Raw genomic sequence first — 20678 nt, forward strand, 5'->3', positions numbered from 1 at the left:
GCCTCGTCGTTTCCCGGCCCGTGCGCCGGCCGGCACAAGGAGCGGGGCGGGCCCGGCGATGCCGGACCCGCCCCTTCGTTTCACCCGATCCTGCGCCGAGCCGTCGTGCGGCTCACCCGGTACGGCTTTCGCCGCCGGTCGCGGGAGTCAGGAACAGCGGGCTCGCACCTGCGTCACGCCGTCAGCGCTGCAGGGTCAGCAGACCCGGCCGGTACGGCAGGAGGCCGTAGTCACCGCCCGAGTTCGTGGCGCGGCCCTGGTAGAGCAGTTGCAGGTTGCACGGGTCGATCGTGTTCGTCTGGTCGGCGCTGGTACGCAGCAGCTCACCGTGGCTGATGTCGTTGGTCCAGGTGGCACCGCTGTTGGCCTTGCCCGCGAACGGGTTGTTGTAGGTCGTCGCGTTCGGCGTCCAGGTGCCGCCCAGGCTGGTCGCCGTGAACGAGCGGAAGTAGCGCTCCCAGCCGCTGGTCCGGGCCTCGATGATCATCAGGTACTGGTTGCGGCCCGCGACCTTGTAGACCTGCGGTGCCTCGAAGATGTTCTCCGAGGTGTCGCTCATGATGGTCGTGTAGTTGGAGCCGAAGCTGCCCGGGAAGTTCCCGATCGGCATGACCTGGCGGTAGATCTTGCCGTTGTCACCGGCGAAGAACAGGTACATGTTCTGGTCGTCGCCGATGATCGTCTGGTCGATCACGCCGGTGCCGGAGTCGGTGATCTTCGCGGTCGACAGGGTCTGCGCGGCCGACCAGCCGTTGGCGTTGGCCGGGTTGGTCGACGTGCGGTACGAGAACGACGTCGGACCCCACTGGTGGGCGAGGATCCAGATGTTCTTCGGCGCGAAGTAGAACAGCGACGGCGCGACAGTGCTCTGGCTCATGGTGTTCTGGGGGGCCGTGGCGAGCTGGTTGAGGTTGTCGACCAGGCCGAAGTTCATCGAACCCCAGCCACCGGTGGCGCTGCTGCTGTGGGTGGTGGCGTACACCAACTGCTTGCCCTGGTAGGGGGCGATGGTGAAGTCCTTGAGCGACGCCCAGCCGGCCTTCGGCTGCGCCAGCGGGCCGGTCGACGACCACCGGTACGACGTCGGCAGGGAGCAGTTGCCCGTCGGCGGCGGGGTGGTCGGCGGGGGCGTGGTCGGCGGCGGGGTCGTGGGGGGCGGGGTGGTCGGCGGCGGGGTCGTCGGCGGCGGGGTGGTCGGGTTCGGGCCGCCGTTGCAGGCCACCCCGTTGAGCGCGAAGCTCGTCGGGACGGGGTTGCTCGACGTCCAGGCCCCGTTGAAGCCGAACGACACCGAGCCGTTGGTCGGGATCGCGCCGTTGTAGCTCACGTTCTTGGCGGTCACCGCCGAGCCGCTCTGCGTCACGGTCGCGTTCCACGCCTGGGTCACCGACTGCCCGGAGGCGAAGGACCAGGTCAGCGTCCAACCGTTGAGCGCGTCACCCAGGTTGGTGATGGCCACGTTGGCCCCGAAGCCACCGCCCCACTCGGAGGAGACGGTGTAGTTCACCGAGCATCCCGCCGCCGCCGCGCCTGCGGGCAGCGCGGTGACTACCGACGCCGACGCCAGCAACGCGACACCGGCCGAGATCAGGCCGACATTGGCCGATCTGGATCTGGACATAAAACACCCTCCTGACGGGATGCGACCTGCACATTGGTGGTGGCCGTTGTTAGGTTAACGTTAACAGTCGCGTCAGGTATGTTACGGGAGCGCTCCCACAGCCTCAACCCTCGATATCGCTGTGGAATTTTTGGCTATCCGAACATTGATCACTCTTGATGACTTAACGCTGATGGGGAATCAGCGGACGGTGACTGTGACGCTGTGCCAACCCGTCGCACCGTCCGGGGCGACCGGCGCGGTCAACGGGGTCTGCGTCCCGCCGTCCCGGTCGGTCGCCCGCACCTGGAGGGTGTGCTCACCCGCGGTCGCCGGCCACCGCCACGACCACTGCACCCAGGTGTCCACCGACACCGTCGGGGCGAGGGTCGCCTCCTGCCACGCGCCGCCGTCGACGCGTACCTCGACCCGGCTGATCCCCCGGTGCTGCGCCCAGGCCACCCCGGCCACCGTCACCTCGCCCGTGGTCAGCCGGTTACGCGCGCGGGGGGTGTCGATCCGCGACTGCGTCTTCACCGGCCCCTGCGCCGACCAGCCACGCGGCACCCAGTACGCGTCGAAGTCGGCGAAGCTGGTCAATTCCAACTCGGTCACCCACTTGCAGGCCGACACGTACCCGTAGAGGCCCGGCACCACCATCCGCACCGGGAAGCCGTGCTCGACGGGGAGCGGCTCGCCGTTCATCCCCACCGCCAGCAGGGCGTCCCGCCCGTCGCGCAGCGCCGCTGTCGGGGTGCCGCAGGTCCAACCGTCGACCGAGCGGCCGACCACCTGGTCGGCCCCCTCCTCCGGCTCCGCCTCGTCGAGCAGTTCCCGGATCGGTACGCCCAGCCACCGGGCGTTGCCGATCAGGTCCCCACCCACCTCGTTGGAGACGCAGGCCAGGGTGACGTACCGCTCCACCATCGGCCGGGCGAGCAGCTCGGCGAAGGTCAGCTCGATCGGGTTGCGCACCCGGCCGTGGATGCGCAGCCGCCAGGTCTCCGGGTCGACCTGCGGCACCACCAGCGCCGTGTCGATCCGGTAGAAGCCGCCGTTCGGCGTGGTGTAGGGGGCGAGCTGGGCCAGGGACAGGTCCGCGCCGGCCGGCACCGTCGGTGCCACCGCCGACGGGGTGGGCAACGCGACCGCCTGCCGGGCCGCCGAGACCCCCCGCCGCCCGGCGAGCCAGTGCCCGCCCAGCCCCGCCACGGTCGCCGCGCCCGCGAGCAGGCCCGCACCACGCAGGAACCGCCGCCGGGACTCGGGGTCGGTCGACTCCAACGGCTCCCACCCGGCCGGCGGACCGCTGCCCGGACCGGCGGGGGTCGGCCCCGGAGCGGCCGGCGGGGTGGCGGACAGCGGGGTGGGCGGCTGCCAGGGCCAGGGGTCGAGCTGCCAGGGACCGGCCACGAAGGCCCAGAGCACCAGCCCGCCCAACCCCCCGCCGACCAGGGCGGGGAGCGCGTCGGCGGCATCCGCGCCGGCCCGGGTGAGCGCGGCGGCGACACCGAGACCGGTGAACGCCGCGATGCCCACCAGCCCGACCGCGAGCCGACGCACGGCGAGCACCCCGATCCCGGCGGCGAACGCCGCCAGCAGCACCGCCGTGCCGACCAGCAGGGCGATCTTGTCGTACCTGCCGAAGACGTCGATGGCGAACTGCTTGAGCGGCTCGGGGACCGTGTCGACCACGACCCCGCCGACGGCGATCAGCGGGGCGGAACGGGGACCGGTGAGGACGGCGACCGGCTCGGCGACACCGATGGCCACCACGGCGGCGGTGACCCCGGCCAGCGCGGCGAAGCCACGGGGGGTGGTGCTCATCCGGCCAGTGTCGTCGATCGACCGGGCCGGCCGCCAACCACGTCACCGTTCCGTAAGCAGCGGTCACCGTACGCGTCAGGGCGCACCGCCGAAGTACGACGGTGCGCCCTGACCTGGCGTGCTACCGGGTCAGAAACCCGGGCCGTGCTGGTGGCCGTGACCGTGGCCGTGGCCGTGCCCACCGGCGGCGGCCGGCTCCGGCTGCTCCGGCTTCTCGACCACCAGGCTCTCGGTGGTCAGCAGGAGGCCGGCGATCGACGCGGCGTTGGTGACCGCGTTGCGGGTCACCTTCACCGGGTCGATGATGCCGGACTTGACCAGGTCGACGTACTCGCCCTGAGCGGCGTCGAGGCCCTGGCCCCAGTCCTGGCCGGCGACCTTCTCCACCACCACGTAGCCGTCGTGGCCGGCGTTCTGGGCGATCCAGCGCAGCGGCTCGACCAGCGCCTTGCGCACGATCGAGACACCGACCTTCTCGTCACCGGTCAGGCCGAGGTCGTCGTCGAGCACCGAGCGGATCTGGGCCAGCGCGGCACCGCCGCCGGGAACCGTCCCCTCCTCGACAGCGGCCTTGGTGGCGGCGATCGCGTCCTCGATGCGGTGCTTGCGCTCCTTCATCTCGACCTCGGTCGCCGCGCCCGCCTTGATGACCGCGATGCCGCCGGAGAGCTTCGCCAGCCGCTCGGCCAGCTTCTCCCGGTCCCAGTCGGAGTCGGACGCCTCGATCTCCTTGCGGATCTGGGCGACCCGGTCGGCGACCTCGGCGGACTTGCCGCCGCCGTCGACGACCGTGGTGTTCTCCTTGTCGACCACGACGCGCCGGGCGGTGCCGAGCGCCTCCAGGCCGACCTGGTCGAGCCGGTAGCCCAGCTCCGGGGCGACCAGCTCGGCGCCGGTCAGGATCGCCATGTCCTGGAGCATCGCCTTGCGGCGGTCGCCGAAGCCGGGGGCCTTGACCGCGCAGACCTTGACGGTCTTGCGGATCGCGTTGACCACCAGGGTGGACAGCGCCTGGCCCTCGACGTCCTCGGCGACGATCAGCAGCGGCTTGTTGTTCTGGAGAACCTTCTCCAGCAGCGGCAGCAGCTCCTCGATCGCCGAGATCTTCTGCGTGGTGATGAGGATGTACGGGTCCTCCAGCACCGACTCCTGCGACTCCGAGTCGGTGACGAAGTTCGGCGAGATGAAGCCCTTGTCGAACTGGAGACCCTCGGTCACCTCCAGCTCGGTGTTGAGGGTGGAGCCCTCCTCGACGGTGATGACACCGTCGCGGCCGACCCGCTCCATCGCCTCGGCGATCAGCTCACCGATGGTGGCGTCCTGCGCCGAGATCGTCGCGACGTGCGCGATCGCCTTCTTGTCGGCCACCTCGACGGCCCGGCCGAGCAGCGACTCGGAGACCTTGGTGGCCGCCGCGTCGACGCCCCGCTTGAGGCCGGTCGGGTTGGCCCCGGCGGCCACGTTGCGCAGGCCCTCGCGGACCATGGCCTGGGCCAGCACGGTCGCGGTGGTGGTCCCGTCGCCGGCGACGTCGTTGGTCTTCGTCGCCACCTCCTTGACCAGCTGCGCGCCGAGGTTCTCGTACGGGTTGGTGAGCTCGATCTCCTTGGCGATGGTCACACCATCGTTGGTGATCGTCGGCGCACCGAATTTCTTGTCCAGGACGACGTTGCGCCCGCGCGGGCCGAGGGTGACCTTGACCGCGTCCGCGAGGGCGTTGACACCGTGCTCCAGCAGGTGCCGGGCGTCGTCCGAGAAGCTCAGGATCTTCGCCATGAATGTCCCTTCGAAGCGTCGTCGCCCCGGCCCGGCGAGCCGGACCGGGGCGACGACACGGGAATCGGTTGGTTACTTCTCGATGACCGCGAGAACGTCGCGGGCGGAGAGCACCAGGTACTCCTCGCCGGCGTACTTGATCTCGGTGCCGCCGTACTTCGAGTAGAGGACGGTGTCGCCGACGTTGACGTCGAGCGGCACGCGGTTGCCCTTGTCGTCGATCCGGCCGGGGCCGACGGCGAGGACGGTGCCCTCCTGCGGCTTCTCCTTGGCGGTGTCGGGGATCACGATGCCCGACGCCGTGGTGGTCTCAGCCTCGTTCGCCTGGACCACGATCCGGTCCTCGAGCGGCTTGATCGCAACCTTGGTCGCGGTAGTCACGGGCATACCCTCCTGGGGTACTTGGTTTCGTTGCCGGCCGAGAGTCCGACCAGCGTCAATCTGCCACATGCCACCGGGCGGGGCCGTCGTCGCGGGTGCCGGTCCGCCTGGCGTTCAGCACCCGGGCCGGACGGCCCGAACGCTGGCACCCTCGGGGTGAGAGTGCTAATCGCAGGTTATTCCTCGGCTAGCACTCCGTCAAGGAGAGTGCCAATCTGCCGCCCTTCGTGTCGCCGCCGTTCAACCGCCCGCCATGATCAACTCAAGGGTGGGGAGGTTGCGGTGACGACACCGCTCGGACACCGCGACATCGGCCCGCCTGAGTCGATCTCCCGGGAGGGCCGGACAATGGGCGGGTGGATCTCGACCAGTTCGCCGCGCTGCGTACCGCCGAGGGGTCGGCCGCGCTCGCCGCGGCGGCCGGGGTGGCCGGCGGCGACCCGCTGGTCGCGGCGGCGGCACTGCGCTCGCGCGGGGTGCCGGCCGGGCTGGCCGCCGCCGCGCTGACCCAGGCCGAGCTGCGTCGCCGCGCGGTCGGCAAGTTCGGCCCGGAGGCGGCCGGGATGTTCCTCACCCGCCCCGGTCTGGAGCAGGCCACCCGCCGGGTGGTCGCCGACCGGCGGGCCGCCCGGCTCGCCGCCGCCGGGGTACGCACCCTCGCCGACCTGGGTTGCGGCCTCGGTGCCGACGCGCTCGCCGCCGCCCGCGCCGGCATCCGGGTCTACGGCGTGGAGGCCGACCCGGTCACCGCCGCGCTGGCCGCCGCGAACGCCGAGGCAGCCGGGCTGGCCGGGCGGTTCACCGTGGAGTGCGGCGACGCGACGGCGTTCGACGTGACCCGGGTCGACGCGGTCTTCTGCGATCCGGCCCGACGACGGGCCGGCACCGGACGGCGGATCTTCGACCCGGACGCCTACTCGCCGCCGTGGGACTTCGTCACCGGGCTGGCCGCGCGGGTGCCGCACACGGTGGTGAAGGTGGCTCCCGGCATCGACCACGCCCGGATCCCGGCCGACGCCGAGGCGGAGTGGGTCAGCGTCGACGGCGACCTGGTCGAGGCGGCCCTGTGGGGCGGCCCGCTCGCCGGGGTGCCCCGCCGGGCGACCGTGCTGCGGGTGGGGCCCGCCGACCGGCAGCGCCCGGCGGGCGACCCGGCGACCCCCGGGGAGCGGCACACGGGTCCCGGTGCCGGGACGACCGACGACCACCGCCCGGCCGTCCCCGGTGACCCGCCGGAACGGAGCCACCAACTGACCGGCACGGGTGACGTCGAGGCGGGAGTCGGACCGGTACGGCGCTACCTGTACGACCCGGACCCGGCGGTGGTCCGGGCGCACCTGGTCGCCGAACTGGCCGACACCCTCGACGCGACGCTTGGCGACCCGAGCATCGCCTACCTCTACGCGGACGCCCCGCGCCCCACCCCGTTCGGCAGGTGTCTGGAGATCGTCGACGTGCTGCCGTTCTCGCTGAAGCGGCTGCGCGCGCTGCTGCGGGAGCGCCGGGTCGGCCGGGTGGAGATCCTCAAGCGGGGCTCGGCGTTGTCGCCCGAGCAACTGCGCCGGGACCTGCGCCTGGCCGGGGAGAATCCGGCCAGCCTGGTGCTGACCCGGGTGGCCGGCGCGCCGACGGTGCTGGTCGGCCGACCGGTCGCGGACGGGGGCCCGCCGGGCTAGCGTGACCGGCATGGCGGGACAGGCCACCGCGGCGACGGCGCTGCTGACCAGGCGCAGGATCGCCCACCGCACCCACCCGTACGACGTCGCGCCGGACGCGCCGAACTACGGCGCGCTGGTCGCGGCGGCGCTCGGCGTGCCACCGGAGCGGGTGTTCAAGACGCTCGTCGCCGAGGTCGACGGGGCGCTGGCGGTGGCGGTCGTCCCGGTCACCGGCGAGCTGAACCTCAAGGCGCTGGCCGCGGCGCTGGGTGGCAAGCGGGCCGCGCTGGCCGACCGGGCCGCCGCCGAGCGGAGCACCGGTTACGTACGGGGCGGGATCAGCCCGCTGGGCCAGCGGCGACGGTTGCCGACGGTGGTCGACGTCTCCGCGCTGGACCACGACACCGTCTACGTGTCGGCCGGCCGGCGGGGGTTGCAGCTCCAGCTCGCCCCGGCGGACCTGGTGGCCCTCACCGACGCCGGCACCGCGCGGATCGCCGCCGGCTGACCCGGCCGTCAGGAGCCGGTCGCAGACCGGACACGCAGCGTGATTGCGGGGCGGGTGTCCCGGGGGTGACAACCGCGTTGCTGAATTGTTACCGCCGCCAACAAACTTCTGACCTCGGCAGTCTTGCGCCCGGCTCGCGGGCGGGAATACGTTGCCGGACACAACAAAACACCGACCACTCCTCCCCCACCCTCGAAAGGACCCGTGCAGATGCGCAAGGGCTTCCTCACCTTCGCCGCCGTGGGCCTGCTGGCCACCGGCAGCATGGCCGCCTGTGGCGACGACTCCACGAGCGACGACGCCGGCGGCACCGCCGCCAAGAAGCCGAAGATCGGCGTGATCCTGCCGGACAGCAAGTCCTCCGCCCGCTGGGAGACCGCCGACCGCAGGTTCCTCAAGGCCGCCTTCGACGCCGCCGGTGTCGAGTCGGACATCCAGAACGCGCAGAACGACAAGAACGCCTTCCAGACCATCGCCGACCAGATGATCACCAGCGGGGTCACCACCCTGATGATCGTCAACCTGGACTCCGGCACCGGCAAGGCCGTGCTGGACAAGGCGAAGTCGCAGGGTGTCGCCACGATCGACTACGACCGGCTCACCCTGGGCGGGTCCGCGCAGTACTACGTCAGCTTCGACAACGAGGCCGTCGGCAAGCTCCAGGGCGAGGGCCTGGTCAAGTGCCTGACCGAGAAGGGCGTCAAGAACCCGACGGTCGCCTACCTCAACGGCTCGCCGACCGACAACAACGCCACCCTGTTCAAGAACGGCTACGACTCGGTGCTCAAGCCGAAGTTCGAGTCGAAGGAATACACCAAGGGCCCGGACCAGTCGGTGCCGGACTGGGACCCGGCGCAGGCCGCCACGATCTTCGAGCAGATGCTCACCCAGACCGGCGGCAAGATCGACGGTGTGCTCTCCGCCAACGACGGTCTCGGCAACGCCGCCGTCTCGGTGCTGAAGAAGAACAAGCTCAACGGCAAGGTCCCGGTGACCGGCCAGGACGCCGACGTGACCGGCCTGCAGAACATCCTCGCCGGTGACCAGTGCATGACCGTCTACAAGGCCGTCAAGAAGGAGGCCGACGCGGCCGCCGAGCTGGCCATCGCCGTGGCCAAGGGCGAGCGCAAGGAGACCGGGCAGACGGTCAAGGACCCGGAGAGCGGCCGGGACGTCCCGTCCGTGCTGCTGGAGCCGAAGGCGATCGACAAGGCGACCGTCAAGGACGTCGTGGCCGACGGCTACGTCGACAAGGCGAAGCTCTGCACCGGCGCGTACGCCGCGCTCTGCACCGCCAACGGCATCAGCTGACCGTACGACGAGCGTCGTACCCCGTCGACGCGACGCCGCCCGGCACGGAACCTCGTGCCGGGCGGCGCTCGCCGCCGGACGGGCTCCGAGATCTTCCCTCCGTCCGAAGGAGACCCCCGTGTCCGCGACCCCCCTGCTGGAACTGCGCGGGATCGACAAGAGCTTCGGTCCCGTCCAGGTCCTGCGCGACGTCGCCCTCGCCGCCCACGCCGGAGAGGTGACCGCACTGGTCGGCGACAACGGCGCCGGCAAGTCCACCCTGGTCAAGTGCATCAGCGGCATCTACCCGGCCGACGCCGGCGAGTTCCTCTTCGACGGCCGACCGGTGACCATCACCAGCCCCCGGGACGCCGCCAACCTCGGCATCGAGGTCGTTTACCAGGACCTCGCGCTCTGCGACAACCTCGACATCGTGCAGAACATGTTCCTCGGCCGGGAGAAGCACAGCGGGCTGGTGCTCGACGAGCCGACCATGGAGCAGATGGCGGCGGAGACCCTCGCCGGGCTCTCCGTACGGACGGTGAAGTCGCTGCGCCAGCACGTCTCCAGCCTCTCCGGCGGGCAGCGGCAGACCGTCGCCATCGCCAAGGCGGTGCTCTGGAACAGCAAGCTGGTCATCCTCGACGAGCCGACCGCCGCGCTGGGCGTGGCACAGACCGCCCAGGTCCTCGAACTGGTCCGCCGGCTGGCCGACAAGGGCCTGGCCGTGGTGCTGATCTCGCACAACATGAACGACGTCTTCGCGGTCTCCGACCGGATCGCCGCGCTCTACCTCGGCCAGATGGTCGCCCAGGTGAAGACCACCGACATCACCCACTCGCAGGTCGTCGAGTTGATCACCGCCGGCCGTTCCGGCAACCTCGGTCTCACCGGCGAACCGGTCACCGCCGGCAACGGCACCGGCGCGGGGCCCGCCGACACCACTCCAGGAGGCGTTCGATGACCACCACCGCCGTGCGCAAGGAAGGCCCGGCGGCGGTCACGCCGCCGCCGACCGTCGGCAGCCACCTCCGCGGCTACTGGAGCCGGGTCCGCGGCGGCGACATCGGCGCGCTGCCCGCCGTGCTCGGGCTGATCGTGCTCTGCACGGTCTTCTCGATCATGCGACCGTCGTTCCTCACCGCCGGCAACTTCGCCAACCTGTTCACCCAGGGCGCGGCGGTCACCCTGATCGCCATGGGGCTGGTCTTCGTCCTGCTGCTCGGCGAGATCGACCTCTCCGCCGGCTTCGCCAGCGGGGTGTGCGCGGCCATCCTGGCCAACGTCGCCACCAAGGCCGGCTACCCCTGGTACGTGGCCGTGCTCGCGGCGATCCTCACCGGCGTGGTCATCGGCACCGTGCTCGGCTTCCTGGTCGCCAAGATCGGTATCCCGTCGTTCGTGGTCACCCTGGCCGGCTTCCTCGCCTTCCAGGGCATCGTGCTGATGCTGATCAGCGGTGGCGCCAACATCTCGGTCAACGACGAGGTGCTGGTGGCGATCGCCAACCGCAACCTGCCGCCGGCCGTCGGCTGGGCGCTGGCCGCCGTCGCCATCGGCGGGTACGCCGCCGTGCAACTGCTGCGGCACCGCAAGCGGCTGTCCCGGGGGCTGACCACCGACCCGATGGCGGTGGTGCTCGCCCGCATCGGCGGTCTGACCCTGATCCTCGGCATCGCGGTCTACATCCTCAACCAGGAGCGCAGCCGCAACGTCCTGATCAACTCGCTCAAGGGCGTGCCGATCGTGGTGCCGGTCATCGCGGTGCTGCTGATCGTCTGGACCTTCGTGCTCCAGCGCACCAGCTACGGCCGGCACGTCTACGCCGTCGGCGGCAACAAGGAGGCCGCCCGCCGGGCCGGCATCAACGTCGACCGGATCCGGATCTCGGTCTTCGTGATCTGCTCGTCCATGGCGGCGGTCGGCGGCATCGTCGCGGCCAGCCGGGCCAACTCGGTCGACCCGAACACCGGCGGCAGCAACGTGCTGCTCTACGCCGTCGGCGCGGCGGTGATCGGCGGCACCAGCCTCTTCGGCGGCAAGGGCCGGGTCCTCGACGCGGTGCTCGGTGGCGCGGTGGTCGCCGTCATCGACAACGGCATGGGCCTGATGGGCTACAGCGCCGGGGTCAAGTACGTCGTCACCGGTGTGGTGCTGCTCCTCGCGGCCAGCGTGGACGCGCTGTCGCGCCGCCGCGCCGCCGCCTCCGGAACGCGCTGATCCGCGTACTCCAGCGGCGGGACATGGGGTGCCAGCGACGATGCGGGTAGGACCGAGCCAGGACGAGATCCGACGGCAGAACCTCGGGGCGCTGCTCCGGCACGTCCACGTGCACGGCGCCACCTCCCGCGCGGAACTCACCACCGCCCTCGGGCTCAACCGCAGCACCATCGGCGCGCTCACCGCCGACCTGGCCGGAGCCGGCCTGGTCAGCGAGGGCACACCGAAGGAGACCGGCCGGGCCGGACGACCGTCGCTGGTCGTCCGGCCCGAGTCCGACCGGGTCTACGCGTACGCGTACTCGATCGAGGTGGACCGGCTGCGGGCCGCGCGGGTCGGGCTCGGCGGCGAGGTGCTCGACCGCCGGGACCTGGACCGGCCGCGTGACCTGGACGCCGGGGAGACCGTCCCGATGCTGGCCGGCGCCCTCAAGCAGATGCGGGAGCGGGTGCCCCCGGAGTCGATCTGCGTCGGTGCCGGCGTCGCGGTCTGCGGCATGGTCCGCAGGGCCGACGGGCTGGTCCGGCTCGGCCCCACCACCGGCTGGGTGGACGAGCCGATCGGTGCCGCCCTCGCCGTCGAACTCGGCGTCGAGCTGCCCGTCACGGTGGGCAACGTGGCCGATGTCGCCGCCTTCGCCGAGCACGCCCGGGGCGTCGCCGCCGGCTGCGACAACGTCATCTACCTGTACGGGGACGTCGGTGTCGGCGCCGGCATCATCGCCGGTGGCCGCCGGCTGACCGGCCACGGCGGCTACGGCGGCGAGGTCGGACACATGGTGGTGGTGCGCGACGGTACCCCCTGCGAGTGCGGCTCCCGGGGCTGCTGGGAGACCCAGATCGGCGAGTACGGGCTGCTGCGGGCCGCCGGCCGCTCCGAGGCCCGGGGCCGCGACGCGCTGCTGGCCGTGTTCGACGCCGCCGACCGGGGTGACGCCCGCGCCCAGACCGCCGTCCGGCACGCCGGGGACTGGCTCGGCTTCGGGGTGGCGAACCTGGTCAACATCTTCAACCCGGAGATGGTCATCTTCGGCGGCACCATGCGGGACCTCTACCTGGCCGCCGCCGCCCAGGTCCGCAGCCGGCTCAACGAGACCGGGCTGCCCGCCTGCCTGGAACACGTCCGGCTGCGAACCCCGAAACTCGGCGACGACGCGGCCCTGGTCGGTGCTGCCGAACTGGCCTTCGAACGGCTCCTCGCCGACCCGCTCGACGCCGCCTGAACGGACACCCCCGACTCGTACGCCGTCCGGTGAACTGATCGGCCCGACAGTCCGTACCAGTGGACGGACGGGCAGCCGGCGGTTCGCTGCCCGGCAGGACAGGTCGGCCCGGATCGAGGAGGCACCGCAGCATGGCACCGCTGGATTCCGTACGTCGTCGGCGAGGGAACCGGACCCACCGGGTGGCGGTGCTGGTCGTCACCTTCCTGGCCGGGCTGGTCGTGCTACCCGGCATGGCGGTCGCCGCACCCGGCAACCAGATGAACGCCGCCGACATGACGCTGCTCAACGGCGTCCGGTTGGCCGGGCTCTGGGAGATGCCGGCCGGCACGATGGCCGCCGAGAAGGGCCAGTCCGCGCGGGTGCGGGAGGTCGGCGCGGAGATCGCCAGGCAGCACGGCGTCCTCGACGAGCTGGTGGTGCAGGCCGCCAACAAGCTGGGCGCGACGCTGCCGAGCGACCCCACCACCGAGCAGAAGGGGTGGCTGACCGAGATGCAGAACGCCTCCGGTGCTCAGTTCGACCAGATCTTCGTGACCCGGCTCCGGGTGGCCCACGGCAAGATCTTCCCGGTGATCGGCGCGGTCCGGGCCAGCACCCGGGACAACACCGTCCGCAAGCTCGCCGACGAGGCCAACAAGTTCGTCAACGACCACATGGCCATGCTGGAGAGCACCGGGCTGGTCCGCTGGCAGCAGATGCCGCCGGCCGCGATCCCGGCCGCGCAGAACGACTCGCTGGTCGCCGCCGCCCAGGCCGGTGCCGCCGGCCCGTCGGTCGCGATCAGCACCACGGTCGTCTGGGCGGTCTTCCTGCTCGCGCTCGGCGCGGGCGGCTACGCCACCTGGCGGATCACGCGCCGCAGTTGACCCGGCGCACCTGACCCGACGGCCCGCAGGCGGCACCACCGCCGGCGGGCCGTCGGGCTTTCCGGGCCGTCGGGCTTTCCGGGCCGTCGGGTTCTCCGGGCCCCGCGCCGGGGACGGGACGGTCAGCGGTCCACCTGGGTGAAGTCCCAGGTGTGCGGGGGACGGGCGACCAGGGTGGCCGGCGGCTCGGGCAGCGACCGGGGGCTGCTGCGCCACTTCGAGATGACCACCACCCGGTGGTCGGTGGAGGAGAAGACCTCGCTGGACAGGTGCAGCGGATCGTGCTCGAACTCCGGCAACGCCGTCTCGCACACCCAGGTGATCAGGTCGGCGAAGCCGTACGACTCGGCCCGCGCCTCCCACATCCGTACGATCATGTCGGCACCTCCCCTCACACGCTGACCGTGGTCAGCGGCAACGCCGAGTCGGCGGGCAGGTCCAGCCGGCTCGGGCGTACCCCGGCGGCCACCAGGTGCGCCCCGAGCGCGGCGACCATCGCCCCGTTGTCGGTGCACAGCCCCGGTCGGGGCGTGCGGACCCGGATGCCGTACCGCTGCGCCCGTTGCTCGGCCATCGCCCGCAGCCGCGAGTTCGCCGCCACTCCCCCGCCGATGACCAGGGTGTCGATCCCGTGTTCCCGGCAGGCGGCCAGCGCCTTGCCGGTGAGCACGTCGCAGACCGCCTCCTGGAAGGCAGCCGCCACGTCGGCCACCGGCACCGGCTCACCGGCCCGCCGCCGCCCCTCCACCCAGCGGGCCACCGCCGTCTTCAGCCCGGAGAAGGAGAAGTCGTAGCGGTGGGCGACGAGATCCTTGGCGGCGGTCAGGCCACGCGGGAAGGCGATCGACGCCGGATCACCGGCCCGCGCCTCCCGGTCGATGTACGGGCCGCCCGGGAACGGCAGGCCGAGCAACCGGGCCACCTTGTCGAACGCCTCCCCGGCCGCGTCGTCGATGGTCGCGCCCAGCGGGGTCACCCCCCGGGCCAGGTCGTCGACGCGCAGCAGTGAGGAGTGTCCACCGGAGACCAGCATGGCGATCGCCGGCGCGGGCAGCGGACCGTGCTCCAGGGTGTCCACCGCGACGTGGGCGGCCAGGTGGTTCACCCCGTACACCGGCTTCTCGGCGGCCAGCGCGTAACCCTTCGCGGCGGCCACCCCGACCAGCAGGGCCCCGGCCAGGCCGGGACCGGCGGTGACCGCGATCGCGTCGATGTCGGCGAGGGTCACCCCCGCATCGCGCAGCGCCCGGTCCATGGTGGGCACGATGGCCTCCAGGTGCGCCCGGCTGGCCACCTCGGGCACCACCCCACCGAACCGGGCGTGTTCGTCCACGCTGGAGGCGAGCGCGTCGGCGAGCAGGGTGTGCCCGCGCACGATCCCCACCCCGGTCTCGTCGCAGGAGGTCTCGATCCCGAGGATCAGGGGTTCGTCAGCCATGGTCCGTCCCGTCCGCGCCCGGTTCCGCGTCGCGCCGCATGACCAGCGCGTCGGTGTTGCTCGGTTGGTAGTAGCCCCGCCGTACGCCGATCGGCTCGAACCCGTACCCCGCGTAGAGCCGCTGGGCGGGGGCGTTGTCGACGGCCACCTCCAGTAGGACGCTGCCGACCCCGCGCCGGGCGGTCTCCGCGAGCAGGTCCGCAAGCAGCGCCCGGCCGATCCCGCGCCGCTGGGCGTCCCGGCGGACCGCGATGTTCTGCACCCACGACTCGCCGTCCGGGTCGACGGCCAGGCCCGCGTAGCCCAGCAGCGACCCGTCGCCATCCAGGGCGACCCGGTAGTGACGACCGCTGGCCAGCTCGTTCCAGAACATCGCCGGCGACCACTGTTCGGGGCCGAACAGGTCCGCCTCGATCGGCATTACCTCGGCGATGTGCCACCAGCGGAACCGGTCGATGCGTACCGTCACGGGAGCACCGACTTGCGGCTGGTCGCCGCGACCGCGTCCGGCCGGCGCAGGTACAGCGGGGTGAGCGTCTCGCCGGGGGCACCCGCCCGGATCCGGGCGGCGGCCAGGGCGACCAGCGCGGCGGCGGCCGGGTAGCGGGGTTCGGCGCGCAGCGGCAGGCCGAACACGTCGACGTACCGGTGGGCGCCGTCCCCGACCGCCTCGGTGACGGCCAGTTCCCGGGCGCGGGCGGCGGCGACCGCCGGGGCGTCCACCTCCGGACCGACGATCCGCCGGCCGGTGCCGTCGTAGACCGCCCAGTAGACCTCCTTGCGCCGGGCGTCGGCGGCGACCAGCACCCGCTGCTCCCCCACGGCCGTGCCGCCGGTAGTGCCGGCCGGGGCCGGGCCGCGATGGCCGATGCCGTCGAGCGAGCAGACGCCGTACGTGGGGATGCCGAGCACCTGGCCCATGGTGGCGGCGGTGACCAGGCCGACCCGGAGCCCGGTGAAGGGGCCGGGACCGAGCCCGGCGACGATCGCACCGAGGTCGGCCGGCCGCGCGTCGACGTCGGCGAGGACCGCCTCGACCTGCGGGGCGAGCAGTTCACCGTGGGCGCGGGCGTCGACCGTGCACCGGTGCGCCCGCAGCGCGACGCCGTCCGCCGTGACCTCGGCCAGCGCCGCGGTGACCGCGGGCGTCGAGGAGTCCACCACCAGTACGAGCACGGTAAGCCAGCCTAGCCGTCCGCCCGCGCCGCCCGGTCACACCCCGCCCGCCCGCTCGGCCCCTCGCCCCCGCATCCCGGGCCCTCGCATCCCGCTCTCGGCCCCCGCCTCTCACCCTTGCTTCCCGACCACGGGCCACGGGTCGTCATCGCCGAGGGTCCTCTCCCTGAGGCCGGTCACGGCCCGTCGGCGGCCGGACGGCCAGGTGGTAAGCCGATCGGGGTGGGGTGCGGTGTGCCGTGTGAAGCGGTATTCCTGTGGGTCATGAATATGACGGACAGGCATACCGCTCACCGCCATCACATCATCATGCCTGGATGACCGAGAGTAGTCGACTTGCCACGGAGATCTCCGCCCTGCTGCGCCGGGAACGCCATGCCGCCGCGCTCACCCAGCAGCAACTGGCGGACCGGGCAGGCACGAGTCAGAGCGCGGTGGCCCGCGTCGAGCGCGGTGGGCGGGTGCCGAGCCTCGACCTGGTCGAGCGCCTCTTCGCCGCCCTCGGCCGACAACTCGCCGTCACCGCCGAGCCCCTCGACAGCCATCTCGACGCCGAGCTGGACGCACTGGCCGGGCGGTCGCCCGCCGACCGGATCGACGAGCTGGGGCTGGATCGGCTGCTCGACCGGCTGGGCGCGCTGCCCCACCTGCTGACCGGCAGCACCGCCGCGCTGCTCCAGGGAGCACCCGTACCCGTCGACGCGGTCGAGTTCGCCGTCCGGTGGTGCGACTCCGCCCGGTTCACCGCCTGGCTGACGGCCGCCTACGGGCAGCGCTGGAATGCCAGGTGGGGTGAGTTCGGTGGCCTGTACCTGGAACCGGAGGAGCCCGGCGAGCACCGCTGGATGACCCGGTACGGCGAGATCCGCGCGCAGATGTGCGACGAGTTCCCGGCGGCGATCGAGGTACGGCACGGGGAACGCAGCTACCGGGTGGTCCCGCTGGTCACCGTGGAGCTGACGGACCCGCGGGCCGCCGCACTGCTGCGCCGGCACCGGCAACGCGCCGCCGAGGGCCGCACCCCGGGCGTCGGCCCGGCCGCGCGGACCGGGCGGTGAGCGCCGCGCCGACGACGCCGAACGTCGTGCCCACCCCACCACGGTGCGGCACACCGCCACGCGCTGCCGCTGACCGCGACCACCGTGTACCGCCGACGTCAGCCGGCGGTACACGGTGTGGACGGCCGCACGGATCAGCCGGCCGAGCGCTCCCAGTCGATCGGGGGCAGGCCGGCGTCGGCGAGGGCCTTGTTGGTGGCGCTGAACGGACGGCTGCCCAGGAAGCCACGCGGGTTCATCGGGCTCGGGTGGCCGGCCTCCAGCACCACGTGCCGGGGGTTGGTGACCAGGGCCGCCTTCTTGCGGGCGTACCCACCCCAGAGCAGGAACACCACCGGCTCGTCCCGGGCGTCCAGGGCCCGGATGGTCGCGTCGGTGAACTCCTCCCAACCCTTGTTGCCGTGCGAACCGGGGCTGGCCTGCCGGACGGTGAGCACCGCGTTGAGCAGCAGCACACCCTGCGCCGCCCAACCGTCCAGGTTGCCGCTGCGCGGCTTGGGCACCCCGAGGTCCTCGCTCAACTCCTTGAAGACGTTGCGCAGCGACGGCGGCACGGACACCCCCTCCCGCACGCTGAAGCTCAGCCCGTGCGCCTGCCCCGCCTTGTGGTACGGGTCCTGGCCGAGGATCAGCACCCGACACTGCTCCGGGCCGCACAGCCGGTAGGCGGAGAAGAGGTCCTCCTGAGGCGGGAAGACGGTCTGGGTGGCGTACTCGCGGGCCACGAACTCGGCCAGCGCCGCCGTCCGGGCCGGGTCCAGGTGCGGGGTGAGCACGGCACGCCACTCCTGCGGCAACAGCGCCAGCAGGTCGAGGGTGGGGGTGTCGTCGGGCATCGGCAACCTTTCACAACGAAGTCCCCGGCACTCTAGGCAGCGGGTACGACACCCCGCACCCCAGGGCCGGGTCAGCCCAGCGCGGTCAGGCGGTCCGCCCAGTCCCCGCCCACCGGCTCCAACTCGACCACCCGGGTGTCGTCGTCGCGCCGGTCGATGCGTACCCGCAGGTGGGTGTCGACGAGCTGCTCGACCAGCCCCTCGCCCCACTCGACCACGGTCACCGAGTCGTCCACCGAGGCGTCCAGGTCCAGGTCGTCGATCTCGGCGCGCGGGTCGGCGGCGTCACCCAGCCGGTACGCGTCGGCGTGCACCAGGGCCACCGTGCCGCCGCGCGCCGGGTCGGGCCGGTGCACCCGGGCGATCACGAAGGTCGGCGAGGTGACGTCGCCGCGTACCCCCAGGCCGGCGCCGAGACCCTGGGTGAGGGCGGTCTTGCCGGCCCCCAACGGGCCGGTCAGCAGCAGCAGGTCACCGGCGCGCAGCACGCCGGCGAGCCGGCGGCCGAAGGCGTGCGTGTCGTCGACCGTGGGCAACGTGACGCGCACGCTCACAACGCCTCCAGGAAGCGTTCCAGGGCCGCGTTGACCTCGTCGGCGTGTTCCAGCATCACCACGTGCCCACTGTCATGGATCTTGAGATATTCGGCGTGCGGCAGCCGGCGGACGATCTCGTCCGAGTGGACCACCGGCGTGATCATGTCCTTGTCGCCCACCACCACCAGCACCGGTGTGCCGCTCAGCGCGGCCAGCGCCGGGAACCGGGAGTGGGTGGCCAGGGTCCGCAGGTAGCGGGTCACCGTGTCGGCCGACGTCCGGGAGTTCATCCGTTCCACGTACGACACCAGGGCCGGGCTCGGTTTCGGGGTGCCGAAGCCGTAACGGCGGGTCAGCAGCCAGGCCACGTTGGAGGTGGACCTGCGGGCCCGGTCGATCACGATCCCGCCGTACCGGGTGGCGTTGTTCATCATGAACAGCACCGGCGAGCCGACCCGGCCGAGCAGGGCCGGCGCGACCAGCTTCGTCTCGGCGAGCAACCCGCCCGACGTGGCCATCAGCACCGTGCCGACCACCCGGTCACCGAACAACTCCGGGTACGCCTCGGCGAACGCCATGATGGTCATCCCGCCCATCGAGTGCCCGACCAGCACCAACGGCCCCTGCGGGGCAGTCGCGTCGATCACCCGGCGCAGGGTGTGCCCGAGCGCGGCGAGGTCGTACTCGCCGGTCTCCAACCGTCCCGACCTGCCGTGCCCCGGCTGGTCGTAGGCGACGATCCGGTGGTCACCGCGTTCGGCGAGCAGCTTGCGCTGGAAGTGGAACGTCCCCATGTCCAGGCAGAAGCCGTGCACCAGCACCACCGTCGGACGCCCCGGCACCGGCCGGGTCGGCTCGACCACCTCGACGTGGATGTCGGTGCCGTCCGGCAGCTCCAGCCGGTACGACTCGTCGTAGCGCTGCGCGCCGAAGTCCTCCCCGGCGTACGGGTCGGCGGGGTCGGCCTTGAGCCGGCGGACCAGGGCGCGTTCGGTGGCCACCCCGGCGGCCAGTCCGGCGGCGGCCACCCCCACCGCGGCCCCGACCACACCGGCGACCCTCCCGGCGGCGGTCCTCGGTCGGGGCACCCGGAACCGGCTGACCGCGCTCACGGCCGCTCACCGTCGTAGACCCGGGGCACCCGCACCCCGCCGAACCGGGTGACGATCTCGTAGTTGATCGTGCCGACCGCCTCGGCCCAGTCGTCGGCGGTGGGCGTCCCGTCGTCGCCGCTGCCGAACAGGGTCGCGACGTCACCGGCGGCCACCTCGTCCGCGCCGCAGTCGAGCACGAACTGGTCCATGCAGACCCGGCCGGAGATGGTCCGCCGCTTCCCGCCGAGCTGCACCGGACCCACGTTGGAGGCGTGCCGGGGCACCCCGTCGCCGTAGCCGAGCGGCACCACGGCCAGGTTCGCCTCCTCGACGGTGGTGTAGGTGTGCCCGTAGGACACGCCGGTGCCGGCGGGAACGCGCTTGGCGAGCATCACCCGGGCCCGCGCGGTCATCGCCCGGCGCAGCCCGAACTGCTGCCCGGCGATCGGCGACAGCCCGTAGACGGCGATCCCGGGTCGGACCAGGTCGAAGTGGGTGTCGGGGCGGGTCAGGGTGGCCGCCGAGTTGGCCAGGTGCCGGTAGCGCGGGCGCAGGCCGGCCCGCTCGACCATGGCCAGCCCCTCGTGGAAGACGGCCAACTGCCGGTCGGTGGTGGGGTGGCCGGGCGAGTCCGCGTACACGAAGTGGCTCCACACGCCGACCACCTCGACCAGGCCGTCGGCCTGGGCCTTCGCGGCGGCCTCCAGCAGGGTCGGCCAGTCGGCGACGGTCGCGCCGCCCCGGGACAGCCCGGTGTCGATCTTGAGGTGCAGCCGGGCCGGGCGGTCGGCGGCCCGCCCCGCCGCGACCATCTCGTCGAGCTGGGACAGGCTCGCGGCGGCCAGGTCCACCCCGGCCGCCACCCCCTCGTGCAGGGGCAGCCCCGGGTCGAGCAGCCACGCCAGCACCGGCACGGTGATCCCGGCCCGGCGCAGCGTCAACGCCTCGTCGAGGGTGCACACGCCCAGCCAGTCCGCCCCCGCGTCGAGCGCGGCCCGCGCCGACGGGACCATGCCGTGGCCGTACCCGTCGGCCTTCACCACCGCCATCAACTCGGCGCTGGTGCCCGACCGGAGCCGGGCCACGTTCTGACGGATCGCGTCCAGATCGACACGTACCTCGGCCTGCCACATACGCCCAGCCTACTGGCGTCGGTGATCACCCGGTCGGTGGACGCCGACCCGGGACG

The 20678-nt window shown here is 72.5% G+C and carries 20 protein-coding genes; 8 read left to right on the forward strand and 12 right to left on the reverse strand.

Annotated elements, in window-relative coordinates; translation table 11 throughout:
- Positions 1-181: 181 nt before the first annotated feature.
- The 4 genes from ACN268_RS17505 to groES form a co-directional block, all read right to left on the reverse strand.
- Positions 182-1621 (reverse strand): non-reducing end alpha-L-arabinofuranosidase family hydrolase, encoded by a 1440-nt coding sequence (locus tag ACN268_RS17505; protein ID WP_421484101.1) that lies wholly within the window; start codon positions 1619-1621, stop codon positions 182-184.
- A 180-nt stretch (positions 1622-1801) separates the two neighbouring features.
- Positions 1802-3427, reverse strand: coding sequence for a molybdopterin-dependent oxidoreductase (locus tag ACN268_RS17510; protein WP_421484102.1), 1626 nt, complete (start codon positions 3425-3427; stop codon positions 1802-1804).
- A gap of 129 nt (positions 3428-3556) precedes the next feature.
- Positions 3557-5203, reverse strand: coding sequence for a chaperonin GroEL (gene groL, locus ACN268_RS17515; RefSeq protein WP_421484103.1), 1647 nt, complete (start codon positions 5201-5203; stop codon positions 3557-3559).
- A 72-nt stretch (positions 5204-5275) separates the two neighbouring features.
- On the reverse strand, positions 5276-5590 hold the full coding sequence (groES, locus tag ACN268_RS17520) for a co-chaperone GroES (RefSeq protein ID WP_204924915.1): 315 nt from the start codon (positions 5588-5590) through the stop codon (positions 5276-5278).
- 350 nt (positions 5591-5940) lie between these two features.
- On the opposite strand from groES, the gene ACN268_RS17525 reads away from it, so the two are divergent.
- The 7 genes from ACN268_RS17525 (at position 5941) to ACN268_RS17555 (ending at position 13351) form a co-directional block, all read left to right on the forward strand.
- The gene (locus ACN268_RS17525; protein WP_421484104.1) at positions 5941-7260 is read left to right on the forward strand and encodes a THUMP-like domain-containing protein; all 1320 of its coding nucleotides are present in this window, start codon (positions 5941-5943) and stop codon (positions 7258-7260) included.
- 10 nt (positions 7261-7270) lie between these two features.
- A complete protein-coding gene (ybaK, locus tag ACN268_RS17530; RefSeq protein WP_421484106.1) occupies positions 7271-7750 on the forward strand; it encodes a Cys-tRNA(Pro) deacylase in 480 nt (159 codons plus the stop codon).
- A gap of 210 nt (positions 7751-7960) precedes the next feature.
- Complete coding sequence (locus ACN268_RS17535) at positions 7961-9061, forward strand: sugar ABC transporter substrate-binding protein (protein WP_421484107.1); 1101 nt, start codon at positions 7961-7963, stop codon at positions 9059-9061.
- A gap of 118 nt (positions 9062-9179) precedes the next feature.
- Positions 9180-10004, forward strand: coding sequence for an ATP-binding cassette domain-containing protein (locus ACN268_RS17540; protein WP_421484109.1), 825 nt, complete (start codon positions 9180-9182; stop codon positions 10002-10004).
- Positions 10001-11260, forward strand: a complete 1260-nt coding sequence (locus ACN268_RS17545; RefSeq protein WP_363651050.1) for a sugar ABC transporter permease — start codon at positions 10001-10003, stop codon at positions 11258-11260. The genes ACN268_RS17540 and ACN268_RS17545 overlap by 4 nt, the downstream gene beginning before the upstream one ends.
- Positions 11261-11300: 40 nt before the next feature.
- Positions 11301-12482 (forward strand): ROK family protein, encoded by a 1182-nt coding sequence (locus ACN268_RS17550; protein ID WP_204924909.1) that lies wholly within the window; start codon positions 11301-11303, stop codon positions 12480-12482.
- A 131-nt stretch (positions 12483-12613) separates the two neighbouring features.
- Positions 12614-13351, forward strand: coding sequence for a DUF4142 domain-containing protein (locus ACN268_RS17555; protein ID WP_204924908.1), 738 nt, complete (start codon positions 12614-12616; stop codon positions 13349-13351).
- A 122-nt stretch (positions 13352-13473) separates the two neighbouring features.
- On the opposite strand, the gene ACN268_RS17560 is transcribed toward ACN268_RS17555, so the two are convergent.
- Genes ACN268_RS17560 through tsaB form a run of 4 tightly spaced genes read right to left on the reverse strand, consistent with a single transcriptional unit; the run spans position 13474 to position 15965 of the window.
- Positions 13474-13728: a hypothetical protein gene (locus tag ACN268_RS17560; protein ID WP_204924907.1), complete on the reverse strand. Its 255-nt coding sequence runs from the start codon at positions 13726-13728 to the stop codon at positions 13474-13476.
- A 14-nt stretch (positions 13729-13742) separates the two neighbouring features.
- Positions 13743-14789: a tRNA (adenosine(37)-N6)-threonylcarbamoyltransferase complex transferase subunit TsaD gene (gene tsaD, locus ACN268_RS17565; RefSeq protein WP_421484110.1), complete on the reverse strand. Its 1047-nt coding sequence runs from the start codon at positions 14787-14789 to the stop codon at positions 13743-13745.
- Positions 14782-15210, reverse strand: a complete 429-nt coding sequence (gene rimI / locus ACN268_RS17570; RefSeq protein WP_421486926.1) for a ribosomal protein S18-alanine N-acetyltransferase — start codon at positions 15208-15210, stop codon at positions 14782-14784. Before rimI ends, tsaD begins: the two co-directional genes overlap by 8 nt.
- A gap of 44 nt (positions 15211-15254) precedes the next feature.
- Positions 15255-15965, reverse strand: a complete 711-nt coding sequence (tsaB, locus tag ACN268_RS17575; protein ID WP_421484112.1) for a tRNA (adenosine(37)-N6)-threonylcarbamoyltransferase complex dimerization subunit type 1 TsaB — start codon at positions 15963-15965, stop codon at positions 15255-15257.
- Positions 15966-16282: 317 nt separating this feature from the next.
- On the opposite strand from tsaB, the gene ACN268_RS17580 reads away from it, so the two are divergent.
- Positions 16283-17023 (forward strand): helix-turn-helix domain-containing protein, encoded by a 741-nt coding sequence (locus ACN268_RS17580; protein WP_421484113.1) that lies wholly within the window; start codon positions 16283-16285, stop codon positions 17021-17023.
- 134 nt (positions 17024-17157) lie between these two features.
- Here the strand turns inward: ACN268_RS17580 and ung are convergent, their stop codons facing one another.
- The 4 genes from ung to alr form a co-directional block, all read right to left on the reverse strand.
- Complete coding sequence (gene ung / locus ACN268_RS17585; RefSeq protein ID WP_421484115.1) at positions 17158-17859, reverse strand: uracil-DNA glycosylase; 702 nt, start codon at positions 17857-17859, stop codon at positions 17158-17160.
- Positions 17860-17930: 71 nt separating this feature from the next.
- On the reverse strand, positions 17931-18413 hold the full coding sequence (gene tsaE / locus ACN268_RS17590; protein WP_421484116.1) for a tRNA (adenosine(37)-N6)-threonylcarbamoyltransferase complex ATPase subunit type 1 TsaE: 483 nt from the start codon (positions 18411-18413) through the stop codon (positions 17931-17933).
- Positions 18410-19507, reverse strand: a complete 1098-nt coding sequence (locus ACN268_RS17595) for an alpha/beta fold hydrolase (protein ID WP_421484117.1) — start codon at positions 19505-19507, stop codon at positions 18410-18412. Before ACN268_RS17595 ends, tsaE begins: the two co-directional genes overlap by 4 nt.
- Positions 19504-20622 (reverse strand): alanine racemase, encoded by a 1119-nt coding sequence (gene alr / locus ACN268_RS17600; protein ID WP_421484119.1) that lies wholly within the window; start codon positions 20620-20622, stop codon positions 19504-19506. Before alr ends, ACN268_RS17595 begins: the two co-directional genes overlap by 4 nt.
- Between the last annotated feature and the right edge of the window lie 56 nt (positions 20623-20678).

This window comes from Micromonospora sp. WMMD735, from assembly GCF_049178995.1.
In the GTDB taxonomy this organism is placed as follows: domain Bacteria; phylum Actinomycetota; class Actinomycetes; order Mycobacteriales; family Micromonosporaceae; genus Micromonospora; species Micromonospora wenchangensis.

Coding starts and splice junctions, on each gene's coding strand:
- ybaK (WP_421484106.1), top strand. CDS start 7,271: ATGGCGGGACAGGCCACCGCGGCGACGGCGCTGCTGACCAGGCGCAGG.
- ACN268_RS17545 (WP_363651050.1), top strand. CDS start 10,001: ATGACCACCACCGCCGTGCGCAAGGAAGGCCCGGCGGCGGTCACGCCG.
- ACN268_RS17550 (WP_204924909.1), top strand. CDS start 11,301: ATGCGGGTAGGACCGAGCCAGGACGAGATCCGACGGCAGAACCTCGGG.
- ACN268_RS17505 (WP_421484101.1), bottom strand. CDS start 1,621: ATGTCCAGATCCAGATCGGCCAATGTCGGCCTGATCTCGGCCGGTGTC.
- ACN268_RS17510 (WP_421484102.1), bottom strand. CDS start 3,427: ATGAGCACCACCCCCCGTGGCTTCGCCGCGCTGGCCGGGGTCACCGCC.
- ACN268_RS17580 (WP_421484113.1), top strand. CDS start 16,283: ATGACCGAGAGTAGTCGACTTGCCACGGAGATCTCCGCCCTGCTGCGC.
- tsaD (WP_421484110.1), bottom strand. CDS start 14,789: ATGGCTGACGAACCCCTGATCCTCGGGATCGAGACCTCCTGCGACGAG.
- ACN268_RS17555 (WP_204924908.1), top strand. CDS start 12,614: ATGGCACCGCTGGATTCCGTACGTCGTCGGCGAGGGAACCGGACCCAC.
- rimI (WP_421486926.1), bottom strand. CDS start 15,210: ATGCCGATCGAGGCGGACCTGTTCGGCCCCGAACAGTGGTCGCCGGCG.
- groL (WP_421484103.1), bottom strand. CDS start 5,203: ATGGCGAAGATCCTGAGCTTCTCGGACGACGCCCGGCACCTGCTGGAG.
- groES (WP_204924915.1), bottom strand. CDS start 5,590: ATGCCCGTGACTACCGCGACCAAGGTTGCGATCAAGCCGCTCGAGGAC.
- alr (WP_421484119.1), bottom strand. CDS start 20,622: ATGTGGCAGGCCGAGGTACGTGTCGATCTGGACGCGATCCGTCAGAAC.
- ACN268_RS17535 (WP_421484107.1), top strand. CDS start 7,961: ATGCGCAAGGGCTTCCTCACCTTCGCCGCCGTGGGCCTGCTGGCCACC.
- ACN268_RS17560 (WP_204924907.1), bottom strand. CDS start 13,728: ATGATCGTACGGATGTGGGAGGCGCGGGCCGAGTCGTACGGCTTCGCC.
- ung (WP_421484115.1), bottom strand. CDS start 17,859: ATGCCCGACGACACCCCCACCCTCGACCTGCTGGCGCTGTTGCCGCAG.